This is a genomic window from Microbacterium sp. ProA8, assembly GCF_039905635.1.
Lineage (GTDB): Bacteria > Actinomycetota > Actinomycetes > Actinomycetales > Microbacteriaceae > Microbacterium > Microbacterium chionoecetis.
The window spans coordinates 3,745,017-3,770,362 of sequence record NZ_CP157000.1 but is presented as its reverse complement, the minus strand read 5'-3'; the positions used below and the strand labels follow the sequence as shown (position 1 = coordinate 3,770,362).

Here is a 25,346-nt window from a genome sequence, read left to right as displayed (position 1 = left end):
TCGCTCGCTACCCGAAAGCAAGGATCCGCCCATGACAGCGCCGTCTGAAACCGCTGTCGCTCCTGCGACCACCAACACCTTCGTCGCGACCGCCTCCGGAAATGACGACCCGCCCGCACTGGTCGAGGGCCTGCGGTGGCTGATGTGGTCGATCTTCGCGATCTGGCCGATCAAGGCCGTCCGCTGACCTGAACCCCGGGCGCCCCGCGACCCGAACCCCGACCCGCATTCCCCACGAAAGGAACCCGATGAGCATCCCGGATGTCACGGAACTGACCCTCGAAGAGAAGGCGTCGCTCACCAGCGGCGCGAGCTTCTGGTACACCAAGCCCGTCGAGCGCGTGGGCGTGCCGGCGATCATGGTCACCGACGGCCCGCACGGTCTGCGCAAGCAGCGCGAGGGCGGGGACCACCTCGGCATCGGTGACAGCGTGCCGGCCACCTGCTTCCCGCCCGCAGTCGGGCTCGGCTCGTCGTGGGATGTCGACCTGATCCACCGCGTCGGCGAGGCGCTGGGCACCGAGACCTCGATCGAGAACGTCGCGGTGCTGCTCGGCCCCGGCATCAACATCAAGCGCTCGCCGCTGTGCGGCCGCAACTTCGAATACCTCTCGGAGGACCCGATCGTGTCGGGCGTGCTCGGCGCCGCGATCGTGAACGGCATCCAGTCGAAGGGCGTCGGCACCTCGCTCAAGCACTTCGCCGCCAACAACCAGGAGAACGACCGCATGCGGTCGTCCTCCGACGTCGACCCTCGCCCGTTGCGCGAGATCTACCTGCGCGGATTCCAGCGGGTCGTCGAGGATGCCCAGCCGTGGACGGTCATGTGCTCGTACAACCGCATCAACGGCGTGTACGCGTCGGAGGACCCGTGGCTGCTGACGCAGGTGCTGCGCGACGAGTGGGGCTTCGAGGGCCTCGTGGTCTCGGACTGGGGCGCGGTCAACGAGCGTGTGCCGGGTCTCGCCGCGGGCATGGACCTCGAGATGCCCTCGTCGAACGGCGCGACCGACGCGCAGATCGTCGCGGCCGTGCAGGACGGCTCGCTCGACGAGTCGGTGGTGGATGTCGCCGCCGGCCGCGTGCTCGACCTGGTGCGCAAGGCGACCGACGGTGCCGGTGCGGTCGCGGGACCGCTCGACGTCGACGCGCACCACGCGCTCGCGCGCGAGGCCGCCGGCCGCTCGATCGTGCTGCTCAAGAACGACGGCGTGCTGCCGCTGGCGAAGGACGCGAAGCTCGCGGTCATCGGCGAGTTCGCCGAGAAGCCGCGCTACCAGGGCGCCGGATCGTCGATGATCAACCCCACGCGCCTCGACACCGCCCTGGACGAGATCCGTGCGCTCTCGACGGGTGAGGTCGCGTACGCGCAGGGCTTCAGCAACGCGCTCGAGGTCTCGGCGGACGAGACCGCGGCGCTCCGCGACGAGGCCGTGGCCGCGGCATCCGCTGCCGACGTCGCCGTGGTGTTCCTCGGCCTGCCGGCCCGTCTCGAATCCGAGGGCTACGACCGCGAAGACATCGATCTGCCGGCCCCGCAGCAGGAGCTGCTCGACGCCGTGCTCGCAGCCAACCCGAACACCGTCGTCGTGCTCTCGAACGGCGGCGTCGTGGCGCTGCCGTTCGCCGGACGGGTGCCCGCGATCCTCGAGGCCTGGCTGCTGGGCCAGGCGGGCGGCGGCGGAAGCGCCGACGTGCTGTTCGGCGAGGTCAACCCGTCGGCGAAGCTCACCGAGACGATCCCGGTGCGCCTCGAGGACACCCCGGCGTTCCTCGACTTCCCCGGCGAGTTCTCGCACACCCGCTACGGCGAGGGCCTGTTCGTCGGCTACCGCTGGTACGACGCGCGCCGACTCGAGGTGGCGTTCCCCTTCGGTCACGGCCTCTCGTACACGAGCTTCTCGTACGCGGATGCCGCAGCCGCGGTCGACGCGGACGGCGACGTCGAGGTGACGGTCGCGGTCACGAACACCGGCGACCGTGCGGGCCGCGAGGTCGTGCAGGTCTACACGTCGCTGCCGGGCTCGTCGGTGCAGCGCGCGCCGCGGGAGCTCAAGGCCTTCGCCTCGGTCGCTCTCGAGCCGGGCGAGACCCAGGTCGTGACGCTCACGGTGCGTCGCAAGGACCTCGCGTACTGGGACATCCGCGCCGACCGCTGGGTCGTCGAGGGCGGCGAGTACACGGTCGATGTCGCGGCCTCGAGCCGCGACATCCGCTCGACCGTCTCGGTGGCGGTCACCGGCGACGAGTTCACCCTGCCGTTGTCGCGCACGTCGTCGATGGGCGAGGTGCTGCGCCACCCGGTCGCGGGCCCCGTCGTGCAGGCCGCGATCGCGCAGATGATGGGCGGTCTCGACCAGAGTGCGGCGTCCATCATGCCCGAGGGCGTCGACATGTCGAAGATGATGGAGTCGTTCCCGATCGGCCGCATCGGCATGATGGGCGCGCTCGGCGGCGGCGACGGCGCGGGCACGAGCGCCGAGATGATCGACGGCCTCATCGCGATGGCGAACGCCGGCGGCGCGCCCCAGGCCTGAACGCCAGACAGGATGCCCCGGCACAGGCTGTGCCGGGGCATCCGTCGTCGCGTCATGCCGCTGCGCCGCGCGCGGTCGCGTCCCGCATTGGCGCCTCATACTCCCGACGTTCGCGCGTCGTTCACCTCTCGTTCTCCCCGCGCTGTGACGCTCCAGGGGTCCATTCGGATGCCGGTCTGGGGCCGGCACGACTCGCGAGGAACCCCCCGTGCACACGCATCACCGCGCCATCGCGGCCGCCCTGGCCGCGCTCATCGGCTTCGTCCCGCTCACCGTGTTCGCGGCGGCGCCCGCGTCGGCGACGGTAGGCGACCAGATCCGCATCAATGAGGTCAGCTCCGACCCCGAGGACTGGATCGAGCTGACGAACACCGGCAGCAGCGCCGTCGACATCTCGGGCTGGCTGCTCTCCGACAACGCCCGCCTCGACGACGCCACCCACCTTCAGCCGATCGCAGCCGGCACCACCGTCCAGCCCGGCGGCTTCGTGAGGCTCGACTACACCGCGGCCGGATTCGGCAAGGGCGACGAGGCCAACCTCTATCTGCCGGACTCCGCGACCCTCGTCGACACCGCCACGTGGCCGGCCGGCGTCCACGCGACCACGTGGGGCCGCTGCGCCGACGGGGTCGGCGCCTTCCAGGCCACGACGCCGAGCCCGGCCGCCGCCGACGTGTGCACGGTGACGCCGGGACCGACGCCGACACCGACGCCCGCGCCGGCGCTCGACCCGAACTGGGACGACATCGAGATCAACGAGATCGCCTCGCTCAACGACGACGACCCGGGCAATCCGGGCTTCGGCGACGCCGTCGAGCTGGTCAACACCGGCTCCCACGACGTCACCATCGAAGGCTGGCACCAGACCGACAGCGGTGCGGCCACGGGCGCCTCGCCGCTGACCCTGGCGGACCTCAAGGTGTGGGACGGCGATTCGTTCGAGCCGGCCGGCTCGTGGATCATCCCCGCCGGCGGCTACGTCGCCTTCAGCTCGAAGAAGGGCCTTTCGGGCGAGGGCGACGCCGTGAAGCTGTACGGCCCCGGCGCCGACGCGGCCACCCGCCAGCTGATCGACCAGCAGGCGTACGGTGACGGCGACGGCGGCGTGTCGGACACGTACGAGTCCGACGCGCGCGCGTTCGCCGCATGCCCCGACGCGTCCGACGACTTCTGGCGCGTGACCGCGAACAGCTTCGGACAGGACAACAGCTCGTCGTGCGAGACGAAGTCGCGGCGCCTCACCACGGCGGTCGTGCTCAACGAGGTCTCCAACGTCGGCGGCAAGGCGGAGCTGCTCAACACCGGTGCGGAGACGGCGGACATCTCGGGCTGGGAGCTGGTCGACTCCGACGGCGGGGTGGTGCACACCGTTCCCGCGAACACGACGGTCGCGGCCGGCGCCTTCTACGTCGGCGAGGACATCGTCGGCCTCGACAGCGCCGACTCGCTCACCATCCGCCGGGCCGTCGACGGCGCGAGCGTGGTCGCCCACACCTGGTACGAGGACGGCATCGCCTCGTACAGCCGGTGCGACCTGTTCGGCACCGTCTCGTATATCGAGACCCCGACCGCGACCTGGGGTGCGGCGAACGCGTGCCCCGGGCTCGTCACCGAGGCGTGGCCCGGCGCGGCCGAAGTGTCGGTCGTGGACGCGGTCGACGCCTTCACCGACCTCGACGCGAACGACGAGGGCGATGTGTCGGGCGCGGCCTTCGATCCGGCTGACCCGAGCACCCTCTGGGTCGTCATGAACAAGGGCCGCCTCTTCAAGATGCACAAGGTCGACGGCGTGTACGCGGCGTTCCCCGAGTGGGACGGTGGCCTTCCGCTCCGCTTCGCCGACGGGGGCGGCGAACTGGATGCCGAGGGAGTGACGATCGGCCCGGACGGCGCCGCCTACATCACCTCCGAGCGCGACAACGGTCGCGCCAAGTCCACGTCGTACAACAAGGTCGCCCGCTTCGACGTGGGTGCCGTGACGCCGGCCACGACCGAGCTCGTCGCGACCCACGAGTGGGACGTGAACGGCTTCGTGTCGACCGGCACGAACCTCGGGCTCGAAGGCATCACCTACGTGCCCGATGGGTTCCTGGTCCAGTCCGGCTGGATGGTCGACGGCGTCCCCTACGCGGCTGCCGCCCATGCCACGCCCGGCCTGTTCGTGACGGCCGTCGAGGCCACGGGCGCACTGCACTTCCTCTCGCTCGCCGCCGGTGCGGCACCGGTCGAGGTGAAGGTCGAGAGCTCCGGCCTGCCGTGGTCGATGGATGTCGCGTACGACTCGGATCGTGGGGCGCTGTGGGCGCTGTGCGACGACGGCTGCGGCGGCGTCTACAACCTCCTGACCGTGGTCGACGGCGACTTCGACGTCGCGCACTCCTATGTGCGGCCGGCCGGGATGGCGAACCTGAACAACGAGGGCATGGCCGTGGCGCCCGCGTCCACGTGCGCGGAGGGCTTCCAGGAGGTCGTGTGGGCGGACGACGGCGACACCGACGGCCACTCGCTGCGTGCGGGCACCCTGCCGTGCCCGTCGACCGGTGGCCCGGGTGAGCCGGGTGAGCCCGGTGCGCCGGGCGGTCCCACCCCGACCCCGGGTGCGCCCGCAACTCCCGGACCGGTGGCGGACGGGCAGCTCACCGACCCGACCCGCGGGTCGGTCGACGCACCCACCACGGCGGCGCCCGGGCAGACGGTGACGCTCTCGGTGGGCACGCAGTACGCCGGCGACACCGTGTGGGTGTGGCTGCACTCGACCCCGATCCTGCTCGGTGCCCACGTGGTGAGCGCCGCAGGCACGGTGACGGTGACCCTGCCCGCGGGCGTCGCCCCGGGCGAGCACCGCCTGGTCGTGCTGGACGCCGACGGCAACGTGATCGGCTGGACCGAGGTGACCGTGACCGGCCCCCTGGCCGCAACCGGGGCCGACGGCTCGGGGCTGGCAGCGACCGCCGGGCTCGCCGCCGCCCTCATCGCCGCGGGCGCGTTCGCGGTCGTGCTGCGCCGCCGCCGCGTGCACTCCTGACGCCGGAACGACGGATGCCCCGGCACCTGGTGCCGGGGCATCCGTCGCGTCGTGCGGTCAGCTGTGGAGGAACGCCAGCAGGGCCTCGTTGACCTCGGCGCCGTGCGTCCACAGGAGCCCGTGCGGGGCGCCCTCGAGTTCGACGTACGTCGCGTCGGGCAGGAGCTCCTTGAACCGGCGCGCGGTGACGTCGATCGGCAGGATGTTGTCGGCGGTGCCGTGGAGGATGAGCGCCGGCACGTCGACGGCGCCGATGTCGGCCCGGAAGTCCGTCGGCCACGTCAGCGGTGCGGCGGCGATCGCCGTGTTGCCGGCGAGGTTCGCCACCTGCGCGCTGGCGTCCACGGCCTCCTGCGAGATGCGAGTGCCGAGGCTGTCGTCGAGGTTGTAGAAGTCCTTCAGGAACCCGGTGATGAACGCGTAGCGGTCGTCGCGCACCGATTGGGCGATGCCGTCGAAGAACTCCTGCGGACCCGCTCCGTCGGGGTTGTCGTCGGTCTTCAGCAGGTACGGCTCGAGCGAGCCGAGGAACGCCGCCTTGGCGATGCGGCCGCTGCCGTAGCGCGAGAGGTAGCGGGCGATCTCGCCGGTGCCCATCGAGAAGCCCACGAGCACCGCGTCGCGCAGGTCGAGGTCTTCGATGAGCGCATGCAGGTCGGCCGCGAACGTGTCGTAGTCGTAGCCCGTCCCCGCCTTCGTCGACGCGCCGAACCCGCGGCGGTCGTACGCGATCACCCGAAACCCGCCATCGAGCAGCGCGGCCTGCTGCTTGCCCCACGACTCGCCGTTCAACGGGAAGCCGTGGATCAGCACCACCGGCTGGGCATCGGAGGGCCCTTGGTCGGTGTAGTAGAGGTCGACGTCGACCGAGTTCTCGGTTCCGACGGTGATGTACGCCACGATCGCTCCTTCCGCGCCGCGAACGGATGCCGCGGCCCTGGGTTCGACGCTAGGCCGCGGCATCCGTCATCGCCAGTCCTTGCGCAGGTGCGTCGCGAGCGTTCACAAGGCGTTCAGCCATGGAGTGTCGGCGCCGCACTCGGGGCGTTTCGTCTCGGTCGCTGGCGCTCCCTCGCTCAACGACCGAACCACGCGCGCTGTCGTCGAGCGATCGAGGAGCCCGCCATTGAGCGATCGAGAACCCGGTCGTTGAGCGAGCGAGGAACGAGCGAGACGAAACGCCCCGGACCTTCCGGAATCTCGGGCGGAGAAGCTCAGTCGCGGGCCGCGCCGGCGGAGGGGGTCACCGTGAAGATCGTCGGTGCAGCGAACCCCGCCGCGGCGAACGCGGCGGTGGCGGCATCCGTCACCGCCTGCACACGGTCGTGCGACACCAGCGCGATCGCGGCGCCGCCGAAGCCGCCGCCGGTCATGCGCGCCCCGACGGCCCCGGCCGAGAGCGCGGCCTCGACCGCCGTGTCGAGCTCGGGCACCGAGATCTCGAAGTCGTCGCGCATCGACGCGTGCGAGGCGACGAGCAGGTCGCCGATCGCGGCGGGCCCGTGCTCGCGCAGGGTGCGGACGGTGTCGAGCACGCGCTGGTTCTCGGTCACGACGTGGCGGACGCGGCGGAAGGTCACGTCGTCGACGAGCTGGGCGAGGCGCGGCAGGTCGGCGGGCGTCACGTCGCGCAGCGCGGGAACGCCGAGCGCTGCGGCGCCCCGCTCGCATGCCGCGCGGCGCTCGCCGTAGCCTCCGGTCGCGTGCGAGTGCTTCACGCCGGTGTCGATGACGACGAGCTCGAGGCCGGCGTCCGCGAAGCCGAGATCGATCACCTGCGCGTCGAGTGAGCGGCAGTCCAGGAAGATCGCGGCGTCGGCGCGGCCGAGCAGCGACGCCATCTGGTCCATGATGCCGGTGGGCGCGCCGACGGCCTCGTTCTCGGCGCGGCGGCCGACCTTCGCGAGCGCGACCCGGTCGAGGTCGACGCCCCACGTCTCGGCGAGGGCGACGGCGGTCGCACCTTCGATCGCCGCCGACGACGACAGGCCGGCGCCGATGGGCACGTTCGAGGCGAACGCGAGGTCGACGCCGGTGACGGTGGAAGGATCGCTACCGGATGCCGCCAGCAGCGCCCACGCCACGCCCAGGGGATAGCGGGCCCACTCCGGGACGTCGTCGCGCCGGCCGGGGAACAGCGCGTCGAGTTCGCCCAGTTCGACCTGGGCCGTCGTGTCGTCGAACGTCGACGCGACGCGCACGCGGAACAGGCCGTCGGTGCGCGGCGCGAGGGCGACGTGGGTGCGGTGCTGGATCGCGAACGGCAGCACGAACCCGTCGTTGTAGTCGGTGTGCTCGCCGATGAGGTTCACGCGGCCGGGGGCCGACCAGGTGCCGACGGGCTCGATGCCGAAACGCTCGGCGAAGAGCGCGCGGGCGGCTTCGGCGGTGCGGGTGTCGGTGGCGGTCACAGGGTCTCCTCGGGAACGGACGCGACGGCCTCGCGCAGCCTTGCGGCGGCCGTCTCTGGTGGGATGTCGCCGATCCAGGCGCCCATGGCGGCCTCGGATCCGGCGAGGTACTTGAGCTTGTCGGCCGCGCGGCGCGGCGACGTGAGCTGCAGGTGCAGGCGTGCGGTGTCGCGCCCGCGGTGCACGGGCGCCTGGTGCCACGCCGCGATGTAGGGAGTGGGGGAGTCGTAGACCGCGTCGACGCCGCGGAGCAGCCGGAGGTAGAGCGGTGCGAGTTCGTCGCGCTCGGCATCCGTCGTCTCGGCGAAGTCGGCGACGTGGCGGTGCGGCAGCAGGTGGATCTCGATCGGCCAGCGCGCCGCGAACGGCACGAACGCGGTCCAGTGCTCGCCCTCGAGGATGACGCGCTCGCCGGCACGCTCGAAGTCGAGGATGCGCGCGAACAGGTCGGGGCCCTCGCGATCGATCGACGCGAGCAGGCTCGTCGTGCGCGGCGTGATGTACGGGTAGGCGTAGATCTGCCCGTGCGGGTGGGGGAGCGTCACGCCGATCGCCTCGCCGCGGTTCTCGAACGGGAAGACCTGCTCGACTCCGGGCAGCGCCGACAGTGCGGCCGTGCGGTCGGCCCAGGTCTCGATGATCGTGCGCGCCCGGGTCGGGGTGAGCGAGCCGAACGAGCCGGAGTGCTCGGGGCTGAAGCACACGACCTCGCAGCGACCGACGCTCGTGCGCGTGCGGCCGAGTCCGGGAGCGACGAGGTCGTCGAGATCGCGCGGAGCGTCGGTGCCGGCCGGTGCGTCGCCGTGGGCGACGGCGAGTGCCGGGCCGAACGACGGCGACTTGTTCTCGAAGACCGCCACGTCGTAGCGCGACGGGATCTCGGAGGGGTTGGTCGGTGTCTGCGGGGCGAGCGGGTCGAGCTCGGCCGGCGGAAGGAACGCGCGGTTCTGGCGCGCTGCCGCGACCGACACCCAGTCGCCCGTCAGCACATCGCGCCGCATCGTCGCGGTGTCGGGGCGGGGGGCGAGCTCCCGGGCGTCGACCGCCCGCTCGGCGCCGAGCGTCGTGCCGGGGTCGTCGTAGTAGATGAGCTCGCGCCCATCGGCGAGGTGCGTCGAGCGCTTGACGACGCCGGCGCCGAGCGTCTGCGTCGTGATGTCGGCGGCGCGGACGGCGCCGTTCGACCCAAACTCAGCTGTGTTCACGTCAACACGCTACCAACGACGCTATGTTAGCGTCAACATGGACGAGTGATGCGGAGTTCCGACAGAGCTGACGCCCGGGACATGCTCGGCCCTTCAGGGGCAGGAAAGCGGGGGAGATGACGGCGAGACGGGTCTCGATGGCCGATGTCGCGGCGCGCGCCGGCGTCTCCGGCCAGACCGTGTCACGCGTCGTCAACGGGAGCCCCCGCGTCGACCCCGAGACGCGGACGCGCATCGAGTCGGCCATGGCCGAGCTCGGCTACCGCCCGCACCGCGCCGCCCGCGCGCTGCGCACCGGGCGCACGCAGACGATCGGGCTCGTCGTGTCGACGCTCGCCTCGGTCGGCAACTTCCGCATGCTGCAGGCGGTGGCGGATGCCGCAGCCGCCCGCGGCTACGCCCTCACCGTCGTGACGCTCGGCGTCGACGGCGACGTGTCGGACGCCTTCGAGCGCCTCTCCGACCAGGGCGTCGACGGCGCGATCGTGTTGAACGAGGCCACCGAGCGGGTGCGGGAGGCCGACCTCCACGCGGCCGGACTGACGCTCGTGGTGGTCGATTCGCCGCGCGACGACCGCTTCGGCGTCATCGAGACCGATCACGCCGGCGGCGCGCGCGTGGCCGTGGGCCACCTCCTCCAACTCGGGCACGCGACGGTCCACCATCTGGCCGGCCCCGCGGGCTCGTTCGCCGCTGCCGAGCGCGAGCGCGGCTGGCGTGAGGCGCTGGAAGCCTCGGGTGCGCGTGTCCCCGCCGTGGTGCGGGGGGACTGGACCTCGGCGTCGGGTTTCGCCGCGGCATCCGCTCTCGTCGATGGCGACGTCACCGCCGTCTTCGCGGCCAACGACCAGATGGCGCTCGGCCTCCTGCGCGCGTTCGCCGAGGCGGGCCGCGCGGTGCCGGGCGACGTGAGCGTGGTCGGCTTCGACGACGTGGCGGATGCCGCCGACTACCGTCCGCCCCTCACCACGGTGCACCAGGACTTCGACGCCCTCGGCGCGCGTGCGGTCGCAGCCCTCGTCGACGGAATCGAGGCCGGCGCACCTGCCGCGTTCGAGACGGTGCCGACGCGGCTCGTCGTGCGCGCGAGCACCGCGCCCGCCCGCTGACTTCGCCCACGCACCGCGCCGGCACCGCGTCGCCCGCACGTCGCGGCACCGCGTCGCCCGCACCTCGCCGGCGCCGCGTCGCCCGGCGCGCCGAGCGCCCGGTGCGCCGAGCGCGGAGCCACATCGTCGGCGCGTCTTGCGAGTCGCCATGGTCTGCGGGTGCTGGTTGCGTCTCTTGGCGAGTCGCCAAACGTGCGCTCAGCGGGGGTTGTGTCGCGTCGCCTGGCGTCGTCGGCGGGTCGCCAAGATCTGGGGTTTCTGCTGCGCTTCTTGGCGAGTCGCCAGGAAGCATGCGGTGGATGAGGACCTTTTGGCGAGTCGCCGGGAATTGCGCCGTGCCACGTCGCGCTCGGGTCAGCGACGACCGGGCTCAGCGAGCGGCGCGGCGGGCCTCCCAGCCCGAGCGGACCATCTCGTCCACCGTGTAGCGGTTCTTCCAGTCGAGGTCGCGCGCCGCGAGCTCGCCGGTGGCGACGATGCGGTCGGGATCACCGGCGCGGCGCGGGGCGATCTCGGGCGTGAAGTCGACCCCGGTCACGCGGGCCATCGCGTCCATGATCTCGCGCACGCTCAGCCCGTTCTGCGAGCCGAGGTTGTACGCCGGCTCGATCGGCTGGTTCGCGAGGAGGCGCTGCGCCGCCGCGACGTGGGCCGCCGCGATGTCGGCGACGTGCACGTAGTCGCGCACGTTCGTGCCGTCCGGGGTGTCGTAGTCGTCGCCGTTGATGCGCGGGGTGCGCCCCTCGATCAGCGCCTCGAAGACGAGCGGGAACAGGTTGTGGGGGCTGGTGTCGTAGACGCTGGGGTCGCCCGAGCCGACGACGTTGAAGTAGCGCAGCGCGGTGTAGCGGAGCGCATGCTCCGACGCGGCGGTCGCGATCGCCTGGTCGCGGATGAGCCACTCGCCGATGAGCTTGGACTCGCCGTACGGCGACGCCGGGCGCTTGGGCAGGTCCTCCGTCACGAGCGGCACGTCGGGCGTGCCGTAGACGGCCGCCGACGACGAGAAGACGAGGTTCGCGACATCCGCCGCCTGCATGGCCTCGAGGAGCACGCGCGTGCCCTCGACGTTCTGCGCGTAGGTGTGCAGCGGGCGCTGCACCGAGACGCCGGCGTACTTGAACCCGGCGAGGTGGATGACCCCGTCGACCGCGTGTTCACGGAGCGTCCGCTCGACGAGCTCGCGATCGAGGATCGAGCCGCGCACGAACGCCACGGTCTCGGGCACGAACGTCGCGTGTCCGCTCGAGAGGTCGTCGATGACGACGGGCGTCAGCCCGGCACCGGCGAGAGCGCGGACGATGTGGGCGCCGATGTAGCCGGCGCCTCCGGTCACGAGCCAGGTCATGTCACTCCGTGGGGTTCGGGTCGCCGAGCGGCGTCGCGTTCCATTCTGCCCGCTCCGGTGTGGCGTCCCTGTCGCGCGACAGGGACGGACGGATGCCGCGGCCCGGGTTCCGACAGGTCAACCGGCCTTCTACAGGAGGTTGATTCCTTTCATTCTCCTGTGGAAGCGCGGTTGACCTGTCGAGGACGTCCCGCGTCGGCGGCAGGCGTCAGCCGAGAGGCGGATGCCGCGGCCGGCGTTCTGTCGAGGACGTCCGGCGTCGGCGCCGGCCGCGGGTCAGACGCGGGTGGCCCAGCGGGCGTTCCGACAGGTCAACCGGCCTTCTGCAGGAGGTTGACTCCTTTCACTCTCCTGTGGAAGCGCGGTTGACCTGTCGAGGACGTCCGGCGTCGGCGGCAGGCCTCAGCCGAGAGGCGGATGCCGCGGCCGGCGTTCTGTCGAGGACGTCCGGCGTCGGGGGCAGGCGTCAGGCGAGCGACGGATGCCGCGGGTCAGAGGCGGGCAGCCCAGCGCGCCGCGCGCTGGATCAGCGCCACGAGCTCGGGGGAGTCGTACGCGCGCGCGTCGTGACCGAGCGACGACACGACCGCGCGGGTCGGCTGCTCGCGCGCCCAAACCGCCGCGTGGGCGGTGCCGTCCACGTCGTGCTCGGCGAGCACACGGGCTCCGTCGTCGACGGCGAGGTCGCTGTAGCGCTCGTCGAATACGTCGATCCCCGGCATCCCGTTGCTCACCGGATGAGAGGCGTCGACGATCCGCACGTGCGTGTCCGCGATGGGCGGGTGCCAGGAGCGTCCGGGCTCCCACTCGCCGCCGATGGCCTCACGCCAGGCGGGATGGTCGCGCAGCGTCGACAGCGAGGCGTGCACGGCGACGATACCCATGCCTCGGGCGATCGCGGCCGTCAGTCCCGCATCCGCGGCGGGGTCGGCGAAGTGCTCGAGCTCGACGTCGCCGTGGCGCCACGGGTCGCCGGCGTTCACGACGAGCAGGTCGACGCCCTCGAGATGGGCGAGGGCGTGGTCCACGTCGTCGTCGTTCGTGACGTCCCAGCCGTCGTCGCGCAGGGCTGCGGCGATGCGCGCAGATGTCTCGGGGAACGGATGCCACGGGTCGGCGTAGCGCCCGGTGCCGGTGGCGATCGTCGCGCGAGGGCGCTCGGGCTGGGTTTCCGCAGAGTCCATGGATACCATGTTCGGCAGGATAACGCTTTCCCGCATGAATGTCTCCGCCCCGTCGTCACTCGCGGCGAGTGACGCGCCCGAACGCCCGAGGAGAATGACGCCATGACCCGCACCGTCGTGATCGCGCCCGACTCGTTCAAGGGGACGATCGGAGCCGCGGCCGCGGCCGCAGCGCTCGCCGCCGGATGGCGCGCCGAGCGCCCCTCCGACCACGTGCGGCTGCTGCCGATGGCTGACGGCGGAGAGGGCACGGTCGACGCGTTCGCCGCGGCCGTGCCGGGGGCACGCCGGATGCCGGTGACCGTGACCGGTCCGGAGGGCTCGGCGGTGACGGCATCCTGGGTCCTCCTCCCGCCGAGCCCCGACGCGCCACGCGGGACCGGCGTCGTCGAGCTCGCGAACACGAGCGGCATCGAGCTGCTCGGCACCACGCCGCGCCTGCGGGCCTTCGATGCGCACACGCGCGGCTTCGGCGAGGCGATCGCCGACGCCCTCGCCCACGGGGTGTCGCGGCTCGCGCTGGGCATCGGCTCGAGCTCGTCGACCGACGGCGGCACGGGCATGCTCACGGCGCTGGGCGCGCGATTCACGGATGCCGCGGGCTCGCCGATCGCCGACGGTGCCCGTGGGCTCGGCACGGTGTCGGCGGCCGACCTGTCGGGACTCGCGCCGCTCCCGTCTCACGGTGCGACGGTGCTCAGCGACGTGACGAACCCGCTGCTCGGCGTGCGGGGCGCGGCGGCGGTGTTCGGCCCGCAGAAGGGCGCGGCGGCGGACGACATCGCGACGCTCGACGCCGGACTCGCGCGGCTCGCAGGGCTGGCCGCGTTCGCTGGCACGGATGCGGATGCCGCGGGCGCAGGCGCCGCCGGTGGCACCGGGTTCGGCCTGCTGGCGTGGGGCGCGACGCTCGTGCCGGGGTCGGCTGCGGTGGCGGACCTCGTCGGCCTCGACGCGGCGGTGGCCGGCGCAGACGCGGTGGTCACCGGCGAGGGCTCCTACGACGGCCAGTCGGCCGGCGGCAAGGTTCCGGCGCATGTGGCGGCGATCGCCGCGGCGGCGGGCGTGCCGGTCGCACTGGTCGCGGGTCGGATCACGGCGGATGCCGACGTCGCGGGCTTCGCCGCGACCGCGTCGCTCACCGAGCTCGCCGGCTCCGGCGCCGCGGCAATGGCCGATGCCGGGCACTGGCTCGAGCGGGCCGGCGCGCAGCTCGCGCGGGCGGTCGCTGACCGCTGACGGCGCACCCGATCCCCGGTGTCGTGAACGTTCGAGGCGTTTCGTCTGCGGGCGCTGGAGCGCCCTCCGCTCAACGACCGGATTCCCGCGTGTTTCGAGCGAGATCGACGGCGTCCGCAGTCCCGGTGCTCCGGGCCTGCGGTCCTTGGCGCCGCGAGACGGATCGCGTCCGGACTTCCACGCGCTCCGCTGGTTCCGGTCGTTGAGCGAGCGAGGAACGAGCGAGACGAAACGCGTCGGAGATCCGCGTGCTCCGGGATCCGGTCGTTTGCCGAGTGAGGGCTACGCCGGCGGTGGGCGCACGCCGTCACCGCCGGTCGTTGAGCGAGCGAGGAACGAGCGAGACGAAACGCGTCGGGGATCCGCGTGCTCCGGGATCCGGTCGTTTGCCGGGTGAGGGCTACGCCGGCGGTGGGCGCACGCCGTCACCGCCGGTCGTTGAGCGAGCGAGGAACGAGCGAGACGAAACGCGTCGGAGATCCGCGTGCTCCGGGATCCGGTCGTTTGCCGAGTGAGGGCTACGCCGGCGGTGGGCGCACGCCGTCACCGCCGGTCGTTGAGCGAGCGAGGAACGAGCGAGACGAAACGCGTCTGGGGTCCTGAAGCGCCGACCCTGCTCCCTGGGCGCCCTTCGACAGGCTCGGAGAGCGATCCGGTCAGGGCCGCCCGGCTCAGCGCCCCGTCTGCAGGACGCCGTTGCGGCGGTGCGGCAGGCGCTCGAGCGACTCGTCGCGGAGCACCGGCGGCAGGAGCGCCTCGGGGGCGTCCTGGAACACCACCGGCCGGAGGAACCGGCGGATCGCCGTGGCGCCCACCGACGTGTGCAGCGACGTCGTCGCGGGCCAGGGGCCGCCGTGCTGCTGCGACCACGTCACCGCGACGCCGGTCGGCCAGCCCGCGAAGAGCACGCGCCCGGCCTTGCGGGTGAGCACCTCGAGCACGTCCGCCACCTCGTCGGACGGCTCCGAGTGCAGCGTCGCGGTGAGCGATCCGGGCACCGCCTCGAGCGCCGCGTGCAGCTCCTCGGCCGAGGAGTACCGCACAAGCAGCGTGACCGGGCCGAAGCACTCCTCGAGCAGCGTCTCGGGGCGCGCGGCGACGGCTGCGGCATCCGTCGTCAGCACCACCGGCTGCGCCGCACCCGCCTCGGCGGGAAGCCCGTGCGCGACGACCGACACCGACGGGTCGGACTCCAGGTGCTCGATGCCGGCCGGGAAGGCGTCGGTGATGCGGTCGGTGAGGAGTGGCCCGCCGGCCGCTCCGGCGGCGAAGCCGGCGACGAGCTCTTCGAAGCCCGCATCGGCGGGCACGAACACCACGCCGGGCTTCGTGCAGAACTGCCCGACGCCGAGGGTGAACGATCCGACGAGCCCCTGGGCGAGCGCCTCGCCGCGTGCGGCGACCGCCGCCGAGGTGATCACGACGGGGTTCACCGAGCCGAGCTCGCCGTAGAACGGGATCGGGTCGGTTCGCCCCGCCGCGAGGTCGAAGAGGGCGCGACCGCCGGTGAGCGAGCCGGTGAAGCCGGCCGCCTGGATCACCGGATGCTGCACCAGCGCGTTGCCCGCCTCGCGACCTTCGACGAGCGCCAGCGAGCCCTCGGGCGCACCTGCCGCCACGAGCGCGGCCGAGACGATCGCGGCCGTGCGCTCCGACAGGCGGGGGTGCCCCGAGTGCGCCTTGACGATGACCGGGTTGCCGGCCGCGAGCGCCGACGCCGTGTCGCCACCGGCGACCGAGAACGCGAACGGGAAGTTGGAGGCCGAGAACACCGCGACCGGGCCCACGCCCACGAGCATGCGGCGCAGCTCCGGCCGCGGCGGGGCGGCCGATGCGTCGGCGTCGTCGACGGTGAGCTCGAGGTACGAGCCCTCCTCGACCACGCTCGCGAAGAGGCGCAGCTGGCCGGTGGTGCGTCCGACTTCGCCGCGCAGACGGGTCTCGCCGAGGCGGGTCTCCTCATCGGCGATCACGACGAGTTCGTCGATGTGAGCATCGAGCGCGTCGGCCGCCGCGCGCAGCCACGACGCGCGGGTCGCGGCATCCGCTGCCCGCCACACGGGGGCCGCCGCAGCGGCGGCAGCGGCGAGGGCATCGAGCTCGGTGGCTGAGGTGGTGGTGATGGCGGTGGTCATGAGAGTCCTCCGGAGGCTCGCAATTCGGTCATGAGAAGCGGATGCCGAGACCGGCGTGGTCGACCTCGGTGAGTATGCCGTCCACGATGCGCACGGGCGAATCGTCGACGAGAGCGCCGAGCGCGCCGAAGCCGGCGTCCTCGACGTCCTCGGTCATCGGCTCGGGGACGCCCGGCACGGCGCGCAGGCACAGGGCGAGCTGGCCCGACAGCTCGGGCAGCAGATGGGGGTGCACCGCTGCGCCGTGCTCGGCGGCGATCGCGGCGATGCCCAGGAACGGGGTGATGCCGCCGACCCGCACGATGTTGGGCTGCACGATCTGTGCGGCGCCGGTGCGGAGGAAGTCGTCGAACCGGAAGACGTTGTGCAGGTTCTCGCCCACCGCGATAGGGATGCCGCTCGACGCGGCGAGACGCTGCGAGAGCTCGATGTGCCCGTGCAGGTCGTCGGCGCGCAGCGGCTCCTCGATCCATGCCGGCGACACCTCGGCGAGCACCTCCAGCGACCTCGTGGCGCGCTCGAGCTCCCAGCGCTGGTTCGCGTCGATCATGAGCGCGCGATCGGGGCCGAGCACCTCGCGGACGGCTCGCAGGCGGTCGAGGTCCTCGGCGACGTCGGGCTTTCCGACCTTGACCTTGACGGCATCGAACCCGGCATCGACCCAGCGCCGCACCTGGGCGACCAGCTCGTCCTGCGTGTAGTGGAGGTTCACGCCCGAGCCGTAGGCCCGGACGCTCTTGCGATGGGCGCCGAGGAAGCCGGTGAGCGACGTTCCGGCATCCCTCACCGCCGCGTCCCACAGGGCGAGATTTAGCCCGGCCATCGCGATGGTGGTGATCCCGCCGCCGCCGGCCTCGTGGAGGTGCTGCCAGAGCGCGAGCCACTCCGAGCCGGGATCGGCCGGCCGGCCGATGGCGAAGGCGGTGATGTCGTTCGCGAGCAGGGCGTGCACGGCCTCGGCGCCGATCTGCGGCGTCCACGAGAACCCCCAGCCCTCCGCGCCGTCCGACCGGACGACGTGCGTCGCGATGACGCCGACCGACGTGACGTCGGCGCCCCACGGGCGCGTGAGCGGCACCCGGAGCAGCCGTGCGTCGAAGGCGGCGATCGTCGGGGCACCGTCGAACGCCGCCGCACTCGCGCCGAGCGCGGCCGCGGACGAGGCATCCGCCAGCACGCCGGCCTTCGCAGGGTTCGTCATGAGAGCAGCGCCCGCCCGGCCTCGAGGATCTCGGCGAGGCGCTCCTCCTGCGCCGGGGTGGGGTCGACCAGCGGCGCACGCACCGAGCCGACCGGCAGACCGCCGAGCCGCAGGCCCGTCTTGATCAGCGAGACGCCGAAGCCCGGGGTCTCGTCGCGCAGCTTCACGAGCGGCGAGTAGAAGCCGTCGAGCAGCGCCGCGCGGCGCCCCTCGTCGCCGTCGACGTACGCCCGGTAGTACGCGTTCGCGACCTCGGGGATCATCGCGAACGCCGCCGACGAGTACAGCGGGATGCCGATCCCGCGGTACGCGCCCTGCGTCAGCTCCGCCGTGAGGAGGCCGTTGAAGAACGCGAAGTCGTCGCGCCCCTCGGCGGCGACGGCGCGCACGATCTGCTGCGCGAGGCCGACGTCGCCCACGCCGTCCTTGAAGCCGACGACCTTGGGGTTCTGCGCGAGCCGGCGCACGGAGTCGACCGAATACTGCGCGGTGCCGCGGTGATAGATCACGACGGGAACATCGGATGCCGCCGCCACCGCTTCCACGTAGGCGACGAGTCCCGCCTGGGGACCGCCGACCAGGTACGGCGGCAGCACGAGCAGCGCGTCGGCGCCGGCGTCGGCGGCCGCCCGGGCGAGGGTGGTGGCGTGGCCGAGGGGTCCGCCGGTGCCGGCGACGACGGGTACGCGCCCCGCGACCGTCTCGGTCGCCACCCGCACCACGCGCGTGGCCTCCTCGGTGGAGAGGGCGTGGAACTCGCCCGTGCCGCACGCAGGGAAGACGCCGCCGGGGGCGTGCGCGAGCGTCGTGTCGAGGTGCTGCCGCAGCAGGTCCTCGTCGACGCGGTCGCCGCTGTCGAACGGGGTGACGGGGAAGAAGAGGATGCCGTCGAAGTTCACGCCAGCACGTCCTTTCGGGTTGAGGCGGAATCTGCGTCCGGGGCGTTTCGACTCGCAAGCTCGCTCAACGACCGGGGGTCGGCGTCCGTGCCTGGTCGTTGAGCGAGCGAGGAACGAGCGAGACGAAACGCCTCGAACCCGGCGTCGGCGTCGGTCTCGCCCAGTTCGCCGCGCCAGGTGTGGGCGGGGCGCCAGCCGAGCACGCGGCGGGCCTTCGCGTTGGAGAACGCCGGCGCGGTGCCGGTCAATTCCGCCGCGAGCTGATCGGTGCCCGGCACGAACTGGGGGAGCAGCTCGGCGAGCGGGCGGCGGGCCAGCGCGTCGTCGGCGCCGACGAAGAACACCTCGGCGTTCGGGATCTCGGGGAGCGCCACCAGGAGCGTGTCGATGAAGGTCGCGACATCCCGCGCGTCGACGTAATTGAACAGGGCGGGCGCCGACAGCGCAGGGTCGTCGAGACGTTCGGCCACCGTGTGGCCCTGCTGGGTGGGCGCGCCGTCCCACTCTTCGGGCGCGATGACGTAGCAGGGGCGGAAGGCCGCGAACCGCGTCGCGTCGCCGGTCTGGCGCGCGAGCATCGCGACGGTCTGCTCGGCGAGGTGCTTGGACAGCGCGTAGGCGTTCCAGGGCTTCGGCACCGTCTCCTCGTCGAGCGGGAAGCGGTCGGGAAGCCACCCTCTCGGCGCGCCGTAGCCGAGGACGGTCGGGCTCGACGCCGCCACGATCTTCGGGACGCCTGCTGCGACGCCCGCCGACATCACGTTCAGCGCGAGGGCGGCGTTGGTGCGGAGGATCACGTCTTCGGGTGCGCTGAACGGCACGGCGATCGCAGCCAGGTGGATCAGCGCGTCCGCACGGGCGGCCGTGATCGCGCGGGACGCGGCATCCGGATCCGTCAGATCCACCGCGACCTGCTCGACGTCCGCCAGCTCGACGGCGTCCGAGACGGCGCGGTCGAGCGACACCAGTTCGTGGCCGGCGCCGGCCAGCCCCGCGACGAGGCTGCGGCCGAGGCGCCCGGCGCCGCCGGTGACGGCGATGCGGCTCATGCGCGGACGGCGACGGCGGGAGCGCCGTCGGCGGCGAGGAAGCGGATGCCGAGCTCGGCCACCTGCACCGGCAGGCCCGTCTCGAGGGAGCGGTTGCCGGCGATGCCGACGGCGATGGAGCGGACGCCGTCGCGCCAGTCGGCGGGGCGGGCGAGCGGGTCGTCGCCGGGGCCTTCGAAGACGTCGGCGAGCAGCAGTGCGTCGCCGCCGCCGTGACCGCCTTCTCCGGCGGCGACGATGGGCACCTCGTAGGCGGCCTCCCAGTGCTTCTGCACGATGAGGCGCTCACCCTCGGGGCGGAGCGACCCCGAGGATCCGGCGTCGACGGCGGAGGGGTCGAGCACCGGGTGCAGCCCCTCGTCGGCGAGCACGGCGCCGCGCTCGACGACCTCGAGCTCGGCGCGACCGAGGGTGCCGTTGACCGCGACGCGGTAGCCCTCCCAGGGCGAGTGCGCGTTCAGCGAGTAGCTGAGGGTCGCGCCGGAGGCGTAGTCGACGACGAGCGCGAGGTTGTCTTCGATCGTGATGCCCTCGCCGAACACGTCGCGGTCGCGCAGGTAGCCGTCGTGCTGCTCGGCGTCGAGGTACAGCGCCTTGAGGCGCTCGTCGGAGCGCAGGTCGAGCTCGAAGGCATCGGATCCGTCGTGGGTGCCACGGGCGGGACGGTCATGGATGCCGCGTGCCGTGGCGTTCTCGGCGCCGTAGAAGCGCAGCCCGCCCGAGGCGAAGACGCGCCGCGGTGCCGAGCGGATCCACCAGTTGACCAGGTCGAAGTGGTGGCTGGCCTTGTGCACCAGCAGACCGCCCGAGTGCTCCTTCTCACGGTGCCAGCGGCGGAAGTAGTCGGCGCCGTGCTTGGTGTCGAGCACCCACGAGAAGTCCACGCTCGTGACGTCGCCGATGGTGCCGTCCTGGATGACCTGACGGAGCGCGGAGTTGCGGGGCGAGTACCGGTAGTTGAAGGTGATGACGACCTCGCGGCCGGTGCGGTCGATGGCGTCCTCGATGGCGGCGGCCGACGGCCCGTCGATGGTCAGCGGCTTCTCGACGACGACGTCGGCTCCGGCATCCAGCGCCCGCACGATCAGCGGCGCGTGCAGGTCGTCGCGCGCGCAGATCACCACGCGGTCGACACGCTCGGCGCTGATCATCGCCTCGAGGTCGTCGGGTCCGTAGACCGCCGGCGCAGGGAAGCCGGCCTCGACGACGCGGTCGACGTAGTACTGCGCGCGCACCGGGTTCGGCTCGCAGATCGCAACGAGCACCGCGTCATCGGAGTACCGCCCGACGATGGCGTCGACGTACATCTGGGCGCGGTGTCCCGCACCGACGAGGGCGTACCGGCGGTGGCTCATCTCACTCCTTCAGGAAACGTTTTCTCAGGATATCACGCGGCGTATGCGGTGCGGCGACGTGTTGCCCGGAGCAGGTGTTCCGGGGCGGGCACGTGTTGCCCGGAACAGGAGTTCTGGGGGGGAGGTGTTGCCCGGAACAGGTGTTCCGGCGCACGCAGGTCAGACTGGCGCTGATCGGCCTGTCTGCACCGGAACACCTGTTCCGGGCCAACGGTGGGGGAGCGGAGGCGGCCGGATGCGCCGGCGCCGACCCGCCCCCGCCGTGACCCGGACCCGCACGACCTGTCAACCCGCTGGAGCGGCCCCGCACGGCGGCTCAGGCTGGAGCGAAAGAAAGGCGAAGAGATGAGCGATCTGAACAAGCCGCACGACAAGCACTCCGACGACGCCGCGGCAGACGACGCGCCACCCACGGATGCCGTCACGGACGAGGTGCGCGAAGACGCCGCGCGCTCGGAGAACGTCGGTGGCGGTGATCTCCCGGACGAGCCCGCCGTCACCCATCCCTAGCCGCCGGCGGACGCGGCGCCCGCCCCGGCAGGACCGCTCGAGCCGCGCACCGTCAGCGTGGGCAGGACGGTGAGCGGATGCCCCGGCTCGGCGCCCTCGAGCAGCTCGCGCATCCGCTCCCATGCCTGAGCACCGAGCTCGGCGGCGGGAACCGCCGCCGTGGTGAGCGGGGGAGTCGTGTACTGCGCGAACGGGATGTCGTCGAAGCCGACGATGGAGAGATCGCCGGGGACGCGGCATCCGCTCGCCTGCACGGCGCTGAGCAGGCCCATCGCCACCAGGTCGTTGAAGGCGACTGCGGCGGTCGCGCCGGAGGCGAGCACGGCGGGGCCGGCAGCGGCACCGGCTTCGAAGTCGACGCCGCACGGGATCTCCGAGACCTCGGTGTCGGGGTGAGCGGCGACGAACGCGGCGATCGCCTCGAGCCGGGCGGCGTTCGCGACACTGCGTGGCGCGCCCGCCAGGAACACGATGCGCCGGTGGCCGAGTTCGTGCAGGTGGGCGAGTTCGTCGGCCAGGGCGCCGCCGTAGTCGGCGCGCACCGACGGCACCTCGCCGGACGTGCGGTTGATGAGCACGACGGGCCGCAGCCCGCCGACGAGCCGGTCGAGCTCGTCCTGTGGCAGGCGCGGGGAGCACAGGATGATCCCGTCGGTGCGTCGTCGGGTCGCGCCGGCGAGCACGCGCTCCTCCTCGACCGACTCCGCGGAGTCGGCCACGAGCACGTGGTAGTCGTCGGCCGCCGCGGCGCGGCTCAGCCCGCGCAGGATCGCCTGGAAGGTCGGGTTGCCGAGGTCGGGCACGATGACGGCGACCGTCTGCGTGCGGCCGAGCACGAGGCTGCGCGCGACGGGGCTCGCGGTGTAGTCCAGGGCGGCCGCGGCATCCTTCACCCGCTCGGCCAGTGCCGGGTCCACCGTCGGATTGCCGTTCAGCGCGCGCGACACGGTGGACAGCGAGACCCCGGCGCGGGCGGCGACGTCGGCGATCGTGACGCGCGTCATTCCATCGGCGCGGGGCAGTCGAGGCATCCGTGACTCCTTCGCTCGCACGGCGCGCTCAGCCTACCGGGGAACGTTTCCTGAGCGATTTCAGCGCACGCGGCGATCTCGCTCGCCGCCGGCGGAGCGTCAGTCGCGCGGCGGGGTGCTGCCGCGCACGATGACCTCGAGCGGCAGCTGCGGCTCGGCGGCCTCCCACCCGGGGTCGGTCGCCGCCTGCAGCGCCCGGTATCCGAGATCCTCGAGCGGCACGCGCACGGTCGTGAGGCCGGGACGGATGTCGCGACCCGTGGCGATGTCGTCGAAGCCGGCGACGGCGATGTCGGCGCCGACCTGGCGTCCGGCGTCGCGGACGGCCGACATGATGCCGATCGCGACGACGTCGCTGATGCCGAAGATGAGGGTGCCTGCGGGGACGTCGCCGCTGAGGAGGTCGGATGCGGCCGCGTAGCCCGCATCTCGGGTGAAGCCCGACCGCCGCACGTCGCGGATGGCGCCGCCGGCCCCGGTGAAGCCCTCGGTGAAGCCGGCGAGGCGATCGTCCGAGGTGCGGATCCCCTCGGATGCGGCGACCACGATGGCCTCGCGGTACCTGAGACCGGCGAGCTCGGCGCCGAGCGCTCGCGCGCCGCCGTGGTTGTCGACGGCGACCGATCGCGCGTCGCCGCCGCCCGGGCCGACCACGACGACGCGGCCGCCCATGTTCGCGAAGGCGTCGAGTTCGCCCTGGAGGCCGACCGCGTCCGGTCCCTCGACACGGGATGCGGCCAGGATGAGTCCGCGCGGGCGCTGACCGCGGAGCGCGCGCACGAGCTTCACCTCGCGCTGCGGGTCGCGCTCGGTGATCGCGATCGTGACGACGAGCCCGGCTTCGTCGGCGCCGCGTGCGACGCCCGAGGCGAGCTGGCCGAAGTACGGGTCGGCGATGTCGGCGACCAGCAGCGCGACGATCGCCGATGTGCCGCGCGCCGTGGCCTGTGCCGAGAGGTTCGCCGAGTAGCCGAGCTTCTCGGCGGCGGCCTCGACGCGCTCGCGGTAGCTCTCGGCCACCTTGCGGGTCGAGCCGTTGAGGACGCGCGAAGCGGTCGCCAGCGAGACTCCTGCCTCACGGGCGACGTCGTGCAGGGTGGCGGCGCCTCGGGTCGGCGCGATGATGTCGCTCACAGGCCAGAGTCTAAGCCCTGTCTGTCCGGTTCGGCGGGATCCGCGAGCAAGCGTTTACCGTCGATCATGGGCTCGACACGGGCGCCCGGCGGGATCACCCCTTCAGCCCTGTCTGCGCCAGCCCTTCGACGAACTGCTTCTGCGCGAAGACGAACACGATGAGCACCGGGAGCGCCGTCATCGTCGAGGCGGCCATCTGCACGTTCCACATCTCGCCGCCGTACGCGTCGGTGTATCGCGTGAGCGCCTGAGGCAGGGTGAAGAGCTCGGGTGAGAGCAGATACACGGTGGGCTCGAGGTAGAGGTTCCAGACGTGCAGGAAGGTGAAGATCGCCACCGCCGCGAGCGCGGTCTTCGAGAGCGGCAGCGCGATGCGCCACCAGATCGACCAGCGGCCCAGCCCGTCCAGACGGGCTGCTTCTTCCAGTTCCACCGGCAGCGTCAGGAAGAACTGGCGCATGATGAAGGTCGCCAGCACACTGGGGGCGCCGAAGGTGGTCACCAGCAGCAGCGGCCAATGGGTGTTCACCATGCCCCACGAGTTGAACATCTGGAACAGCGGGACGATCGTGACCTCGCTGGGGATCAGCAGGCCGACCAGCACCACCATGAACAGCAGGTTCTGACCGGGGAACTTGATGCGGGCGAACGCGTAGCCGGCGAGCGCCGCGACCAGCATCGTGCCGGCCGTCACGAGCACGGCGATGTAGACGCTGTTGAAGTACTGCCGCGCGAACGGCTGGATGGTGAACGCGTCGACGTAGGCCTGGAGGGTCGGATCGGCGGGCCACAGCGACGGCGGGAACGCGAAGATCTCGTTGACCGGCTTGAGCGACGACGTGATCATCCACCACGTGGGGAAGACGAAGGGGATGGCGATGAGACAGAGCGCGCCGTAGAAGATCACCTTCTTCCAGGCGGGCGCCAGCCGCCGGGGTGCCCGCGAGGGGCGGTCGGCGAGTTCGTCGAGGTTCGGGATGAGGGATGCCGCCGGCTCGGCCGCCGGAGCCGTGTCAGTTCTCATAGAAGACCCATCTCTTGCGCAGCTGCCACTGGGCGATGGTCAGCACCAGGACGATCAGGAACAGCAGGAGCGCGAGCGTCGAGCCGTACCCGAAGTGGTGGAAGTCGAACGCCTGCTGGACGAGGTAGTAGACGAGGACCGTGGTGGAGATTCCCGGGCCGCCCTGCGTGAGGACCGCGATCTGGGCGTAGACCTGCAGTGAGCCGACGATCGTGATGATGAGGGTGAGCAGGATCGTCGGCGAGATGAGCGGGAGCACGATGCGGCTGAAGATCTGGCGATCGTTCGCGCCGTCGACGCGCGCAGCCTCCTGCAGTTCGCGGGGCACGCCCTGGAGCGCGGCGAGGAACAGCACCATGTTGAGGCCGACATTCTTGAACACCTGCACGACGATCACGCTCAGCATCGCCGTCGGGCCCTCGCGCAGCCAGTTGGGGCCCTCGATGCCGACCATCGCCAGCAGGCCGTTGATGCCGCCGTTGTCCTGCAGCAGGAAGCCCCACACGATCGTCCAGGCCACCAGTGAGACGACGACCGGAGAGAAGAAGATCGTGCGGAAGACCGTGATGCCGCGCCACCGCCGGTTGAGCATGACCGCGAGCAGAAGCGCCAGCGTCAGATTGAAGACGACGAGCCCGACTGAGAACACACCCGTGGCAGTGAGCACCGGCGCGAGCTGCGGATCGCTGAACAGCTTCTCGACGTTCTCGAGCCCGACGAACGTGAAGGTGCCCGCGAGGACGTTCCACTCGTGGAAGGAGTAGTAGAAGACGAGCACCAGCGGCACGAGGACGAACAGCACGATGCCGGCGAGCTGCGGTGCGATGAAGAGGTACCCCGTGAGCGCGTCGCGTCGCTGGTATGTCAACCACGGTCGTCGCGCCGGGCCGGGGGCACCCCCGGGCCGCGCGGTGCGGCCCGGGAGTGCGTCCGTTGTGACGGTCATGTCG

Annotated in this window: 20 protein-coding genes; 6 read left to right on the top strand and 14 right to left on the bottom strand. The window is 72.2% G+C overall.

From position 1 onward, the window contains the following. The first annotated feature begins 31 nt into the window (after positions 1-31). The 3 genes from ABG085_RS16905 (at position 32) to ABG085_RS16895 (ending at position 5,562) form a co-directional block, all read left to right on the top strand. On the top strand, positions 32-187 hold the full coding sequence (locus tag ABG085_RS16905) for a hypothetical protein (RefSeq protein ID WP_347976909.1): 156 nt from the start codon (positions 32-34) through the stop codon (positions 185-187). 61 nt (positions 188-248) lie between these two features. After that, positions 249-2,537, top strand: coding sequence for a glycoside hydrolase family 3 C-terminal domain-containing protein (locus tag ABG085_RS16900; RefSeq protein WP_347976908.1), 2,289 nt, complete (start codon positions 249-251; stop codon positions 2,535-2,537). 208 nt (positions 2,538-2,745) lie between these two features. Further along, on the top strand, positions 2,746-5,562 hold the full coding sequence (locus ABG085_RS16895) for a lamin tail domain-containing protein (protein ID WP_347976907.1): 2,817 nt from the start codon (positions 2,746-2,748) through the stop codon (positions 5,560-5,562). A 57-nt stretch (positions 5,563-5,619) separates the two neighbouring features. Here the strand turns inward: ABG085_RS16895 and ABG085_RS16890 are convergent, their stop codons facing one another. From ABG085_RS16890 to galT, 3 genes are all read right to left on the bottom strand, one after another. Continuing rightward, positions 5,620-6,462 carry an alpha/beta hydrolase gene (locus ABG085_RS16890; RefSeq protein WP_347976906.1) on the bottom strand — a complete coding sequence of 281 codons (843 nt, stop codon included), beginning with the start codon at positions 6,460-6,462 and terminating at the stop codon, positions 5,620-5,622. A gap of 314 nt (positions 6,463-6,776) precedes the next feature. Further along, positions 6,777-7,973 (bottom strand): galactokinase, encoded by a 1,197-nt coding sequence (galK, locus tag ABG085_RS16885; protein ID WP_347976905.1) that lies wholly within the window; start codon positions 7,971-7,973, stop codon positions 6,777-6,779. Further along, on the bottom strand, positions 7,970-9,130 hold the full coding sequence (galT, locus tag ABG085_RS16880; RefSeq protein ID WP_347979229.1) for a galactose-1-phosphate uridylyltransferase: 1,161 nt from the start codon (positions 9,128-9,130) through the stop codon (positions 7,970-7,972). Before galT ends, galK begins: the two co-directional genes overlap by 4 nt. 164 nt (positions 9,131-9,294) lie before the next feature. Here galT and ABG085_RS16875 point away from each other — a divergent pair, with 164 nt between their 5' ends. Continuing rightward, the gene (locus ABG085_RS16875) at positions 9,295-10,287 is read left to right on the top strand and encodes a LacI family DNA-binding transcriptional regulator (protein WP_347976904.1); all 993 of its coding nucleotides are present in this window, start codon (positions 9,295-9,297) and stop codon (positions 10,285-10,287) included. A 370-nt stretch (positions 10,288-10,657) separates the two neighbouring features. Here ABG085_RS16875 and galE read toward each other — a convergent pair whose 3' ends face one another. Next, entirely contained in the window at positions 10,658-11,635 is a 978-nt protein-coding gene (gene galE, locus ABG085_RS16870; protein ID WP_347976903.1) for a UDP-glucose 4-epimerase GalE, read from the bottom strand. Between the two features lie 491 nt (positions 11,636-12,126). Next, the gene (locus tag ABG085_RS16865) at positions 12,127-12,819 is read right to left on the bottom strand and encodes a ThuA domain-containing protein (protein WP_347976902.1); all 693 of its coding nucleotides are present in this window, start codon (positions 12,817-12,819) and stop codon (positions 12,127-12,129) included. A gap of 102 nt (positions 12,820-12,921) precedes the next feature. Here ABG085_RS16865 and ABG085_RS16860 point away from each other — a divergent pair, with 102 nt between their 5' ends. Beyond that, positions 12,922-14,058 (top strand): glycerate kinase, encoded by a 1,137-nt coding sequence (locus tag ABG085_RS16860; protein WP_347976901.1) that lies wholly within the window; start codon positions 12,922-12,924, stop codon positions 14,056-14,058. Positions 14,059-14,729: 671 nt separating this feature from the next. Here ABG085_RS16860 and ABG085_RS16855 read toward each other — a convergent pair. From ABG085_RS16855 to ABG085_RS16835, 5 genes are read right to left on the bottom strand one after another with little or no spacing between them, the layout of a single operon-like run. Beyond that, positions 14,730-16,193 (bottom strand): aldehyde dehydrogenase (NADP(+)), encoded by a 1,464-nt coding sequence (locus ABG085_RS16855; RefSeq protein WP_347976900.1) that lies wholly within the window; start codon positions 16,191-16,193, stop codon positions 14,730-14,732. Between the two features lie 28 nt (positions 16,194-16,221). Next, positions 16,222-17,394, bottom strand: coding sequence for a mandelate racemase/muconate lactonizing enzyme family protein (locus tag ABG085_RS16850; RefSeq protein ID WP_347976899.1), 1,173 nt, complete (start codon positions 17,392-17,394; stop codon positions 16,222-16,224). Continuing rightward, on the bottom strand, positions 17,391-18,293 hold the full coding sequence (locus tag ABG085_RS16845; RefSeq protein WP_347976898.1) for a 5-dehydro-4-deoxyglucarate dehydratase: 903 nt from the start codon (positions 18,291-18,293) through the stop codon (positions 17,391-17,393). Before ABG085_RS16845 ends, ABG085_RS16850 begins: the two co-directional genes overlap by 4 nt. After that, entirely contained in the window at positions 18,290-19,342 is a 1,053-nt protein-coding gene (locus tag ABG085_RS16840; protein ID WP_347976897.1) for an NAD(P)-dependent oxidoreductase, read from the bottom strand. The genes ABG085_RS16845 and ABG085_RS16840 overlap by 4 nt, the downstream gene beginning before the upstream one ends. After that, on the bottom strand, positions 19,339-20,697 hold the full coding sequence (locus ABG085_RS16835; RefSeq protein WP_347976896.1) for a Gfo/Idh/MocA family oxidoreductase: 1,359 nt from the start codon (positions 20,695-20,697) through the stop codon (positions 19,339-19,341). Before ABG085_RS16835 ends, ABG085_RS16840 begins: the two co-directional genes overlap by 4 nt. Positions 20,698-21,042: 345 nt before the next feature. Between ABG085_RS16835 and ABG085_RS16830 the strand changes: the two genes are divergently transcribed. Continuing rightward, the gene (locus tag ABG085_RS16830; RefSeq protein WP_347976895.1) at positions 21,043-21,207 is read left to right on the top strand and encodes a hypothetical protein; all 165 of its coding nucleotides are present in this window, start codon (positions 21,043-21,045) and stop codon (positions 21,205-21,207) included. On the opposite strand, the gene ABG085_RS16825 is transcribed toward ABG085_RS16830, so the two are convergent. From ABG085_RS16825 to ABG085_RS16810, 4 genes are all read right to left on the bottom strand, one after another. Then, positions 21,204-22,238, bottom strand: a complete 1,035-nt coding sequence (locus ABG085_RS16825; RefSeq protein ID WP_347976894.1) for a LacI family DNA-binding transcriptional regulator — start codon at positions 22,236-22,238, stop codon at positions 21,204-21,206. The two genes, ABG085_RS16830 and ABG085_RS16825, sit on opposite strands and share 4 nt — an antisense overlap. A gap of 99 nt (positions 22,239-22,337) precedes the next feature. Then, the gene (locus ABG085_RS16820) at positions 22,338-23,372 is read right to left on the bottom strand and encodes a LacI family DNA-binding transcriptional regulator (RefSeq protein ID WP_347976893.1); all 1,035 of its coding nucleotides are present in this window, start codon (positions 23,370-23,372) and stop codon (positions 22,338-22,340) included. Between the two features lie 94 nt (positions 23,373-23,466). Continuing rightward, entirely contained in the window at positions 23,467-24,396 is a 930-nt protein-coding gene (locus ABG085_RS16815) for a carbohydrate ABC transporter permease (protein ID WP_347976892.1), read from the bottom strand. After that, positions 24,386-25,342, bottom strand: coding sequence for a sugar ABC transporter permease (locus tag ABG085_RS16810; RefSeq protein WP_347976891.1), 957 nt, complete (start codon positions 25,340-25,342; stop codon positions 24,386-24,388). Before ABG085_RS16810 ends, ABG085_RS16815 begins: the two co-directional genes overlap by 11 nt. Between the last annotated feature and the right edge of the window lie 4 nt (positions 25,343-25,346).

Excerpts from the sequence above, each read along its gene's own strand:
- ABG085_RS16905 (WP_347976909.1), top strand. The coding sequence starts at position 32 with ATGACAGCGCCGTCTGAAACCGCTGTCGCTCCTGCGACCACCAACACC.
- ABG085_RS16900 (WP_347976908.1), top strand. The coding sequence starts at position 249 with ATGAGCATCCCGGATGTCACGGAACTGACCCTCGAAGAGAAGGCGTCG.
- ABG085_RS16875 (WP_347976904.1), top strand. The coding sequence starts at position 9,295 with ATGACGGCGAGACGGGTCTCGATGGCCGATGTCGCGGCGCGCGCCGGC.
- galE (WP_347976903.1), bottom strand. The coding sequence starts at position 11,635 with ATGACCTGGCTCGTGACCGGAGGCGCCGGCTACATCGGCGCCCACATC.
- ABG085_RS16865 (WP_347976902.1), bottom strand. The coding sequence starts at position 12,819 with ATGGACTCTGCGGAAACCCAGCCCGAGCGCCCTCGCGCGACGATCGCC.
- ABG085_RS16860 (WP_347976901.1), top strand. The coding sequence starts at position 12,922 with ATGACCCGCACCGTCGTGATCGCGCCCGACTCGTTCAAGGGGACGATC.
- ABG085_RS16855 (WP_347976900.1), bottom strand. The coding sequence starts at position 16,193 with ATGACCACCGCCATCACCACCACCTCAGCCACCGAGCTCGATGCCCTC.
- ABG085_RS16850 (WP_347976899.1), bottom strand. The coding sequence starts at position 17,394 with ATGACGAACCCTGCGAAGGCCGGCGTGCTGGCGGATGCCTCGTCCGCG.
- ABG085_RS16840 (WP_347976897.1), bottom strand. The coding sequence starts at position 19,342 with ATGAGCCGCATCGCCGTCACCGGCGGCGCCGGGCGCCTCGGCCGCAGC.
- ABG085_RS16835 (WP_347976896.1), bottom strand. The coding sequence starts at position 20,697 with ATGAGCCACCGCCGGTACGCCCTCGTCGGTGCGGGACACCGCGCCCAG.
- ABG085_RS16830 (WP_347976895.1), top strand. The coding sequence starts at position 21,043 with ATGAGCGATCTGAACAAGCCGCACGACAAGCACTCCGACGACGCCGCG.
- ABG085_RS16825 (WP_347976894.1), bottom strand. The coding sequence starts at position 22,238 with ATGCCTCGACTGCCCCGCGCCGATGGAATGACGCGCGTCACGATCGCC.
- ABG085_RS16815 (WP_347976892.1), bottom strand. The coding sequence starts at position 24,396 with ATGAGAACTGACACGGCTCCGGCGGCCGAGCCGGCGGCATCCCTCATC.
- ABG085_RS16810 (WP_347976891.1), bottom strand. The coding sequence starts at position 25,342 with ATGACCGTCACAACGGACGCACTCCCGGGCCGCACCGCGCGGCCCGGG.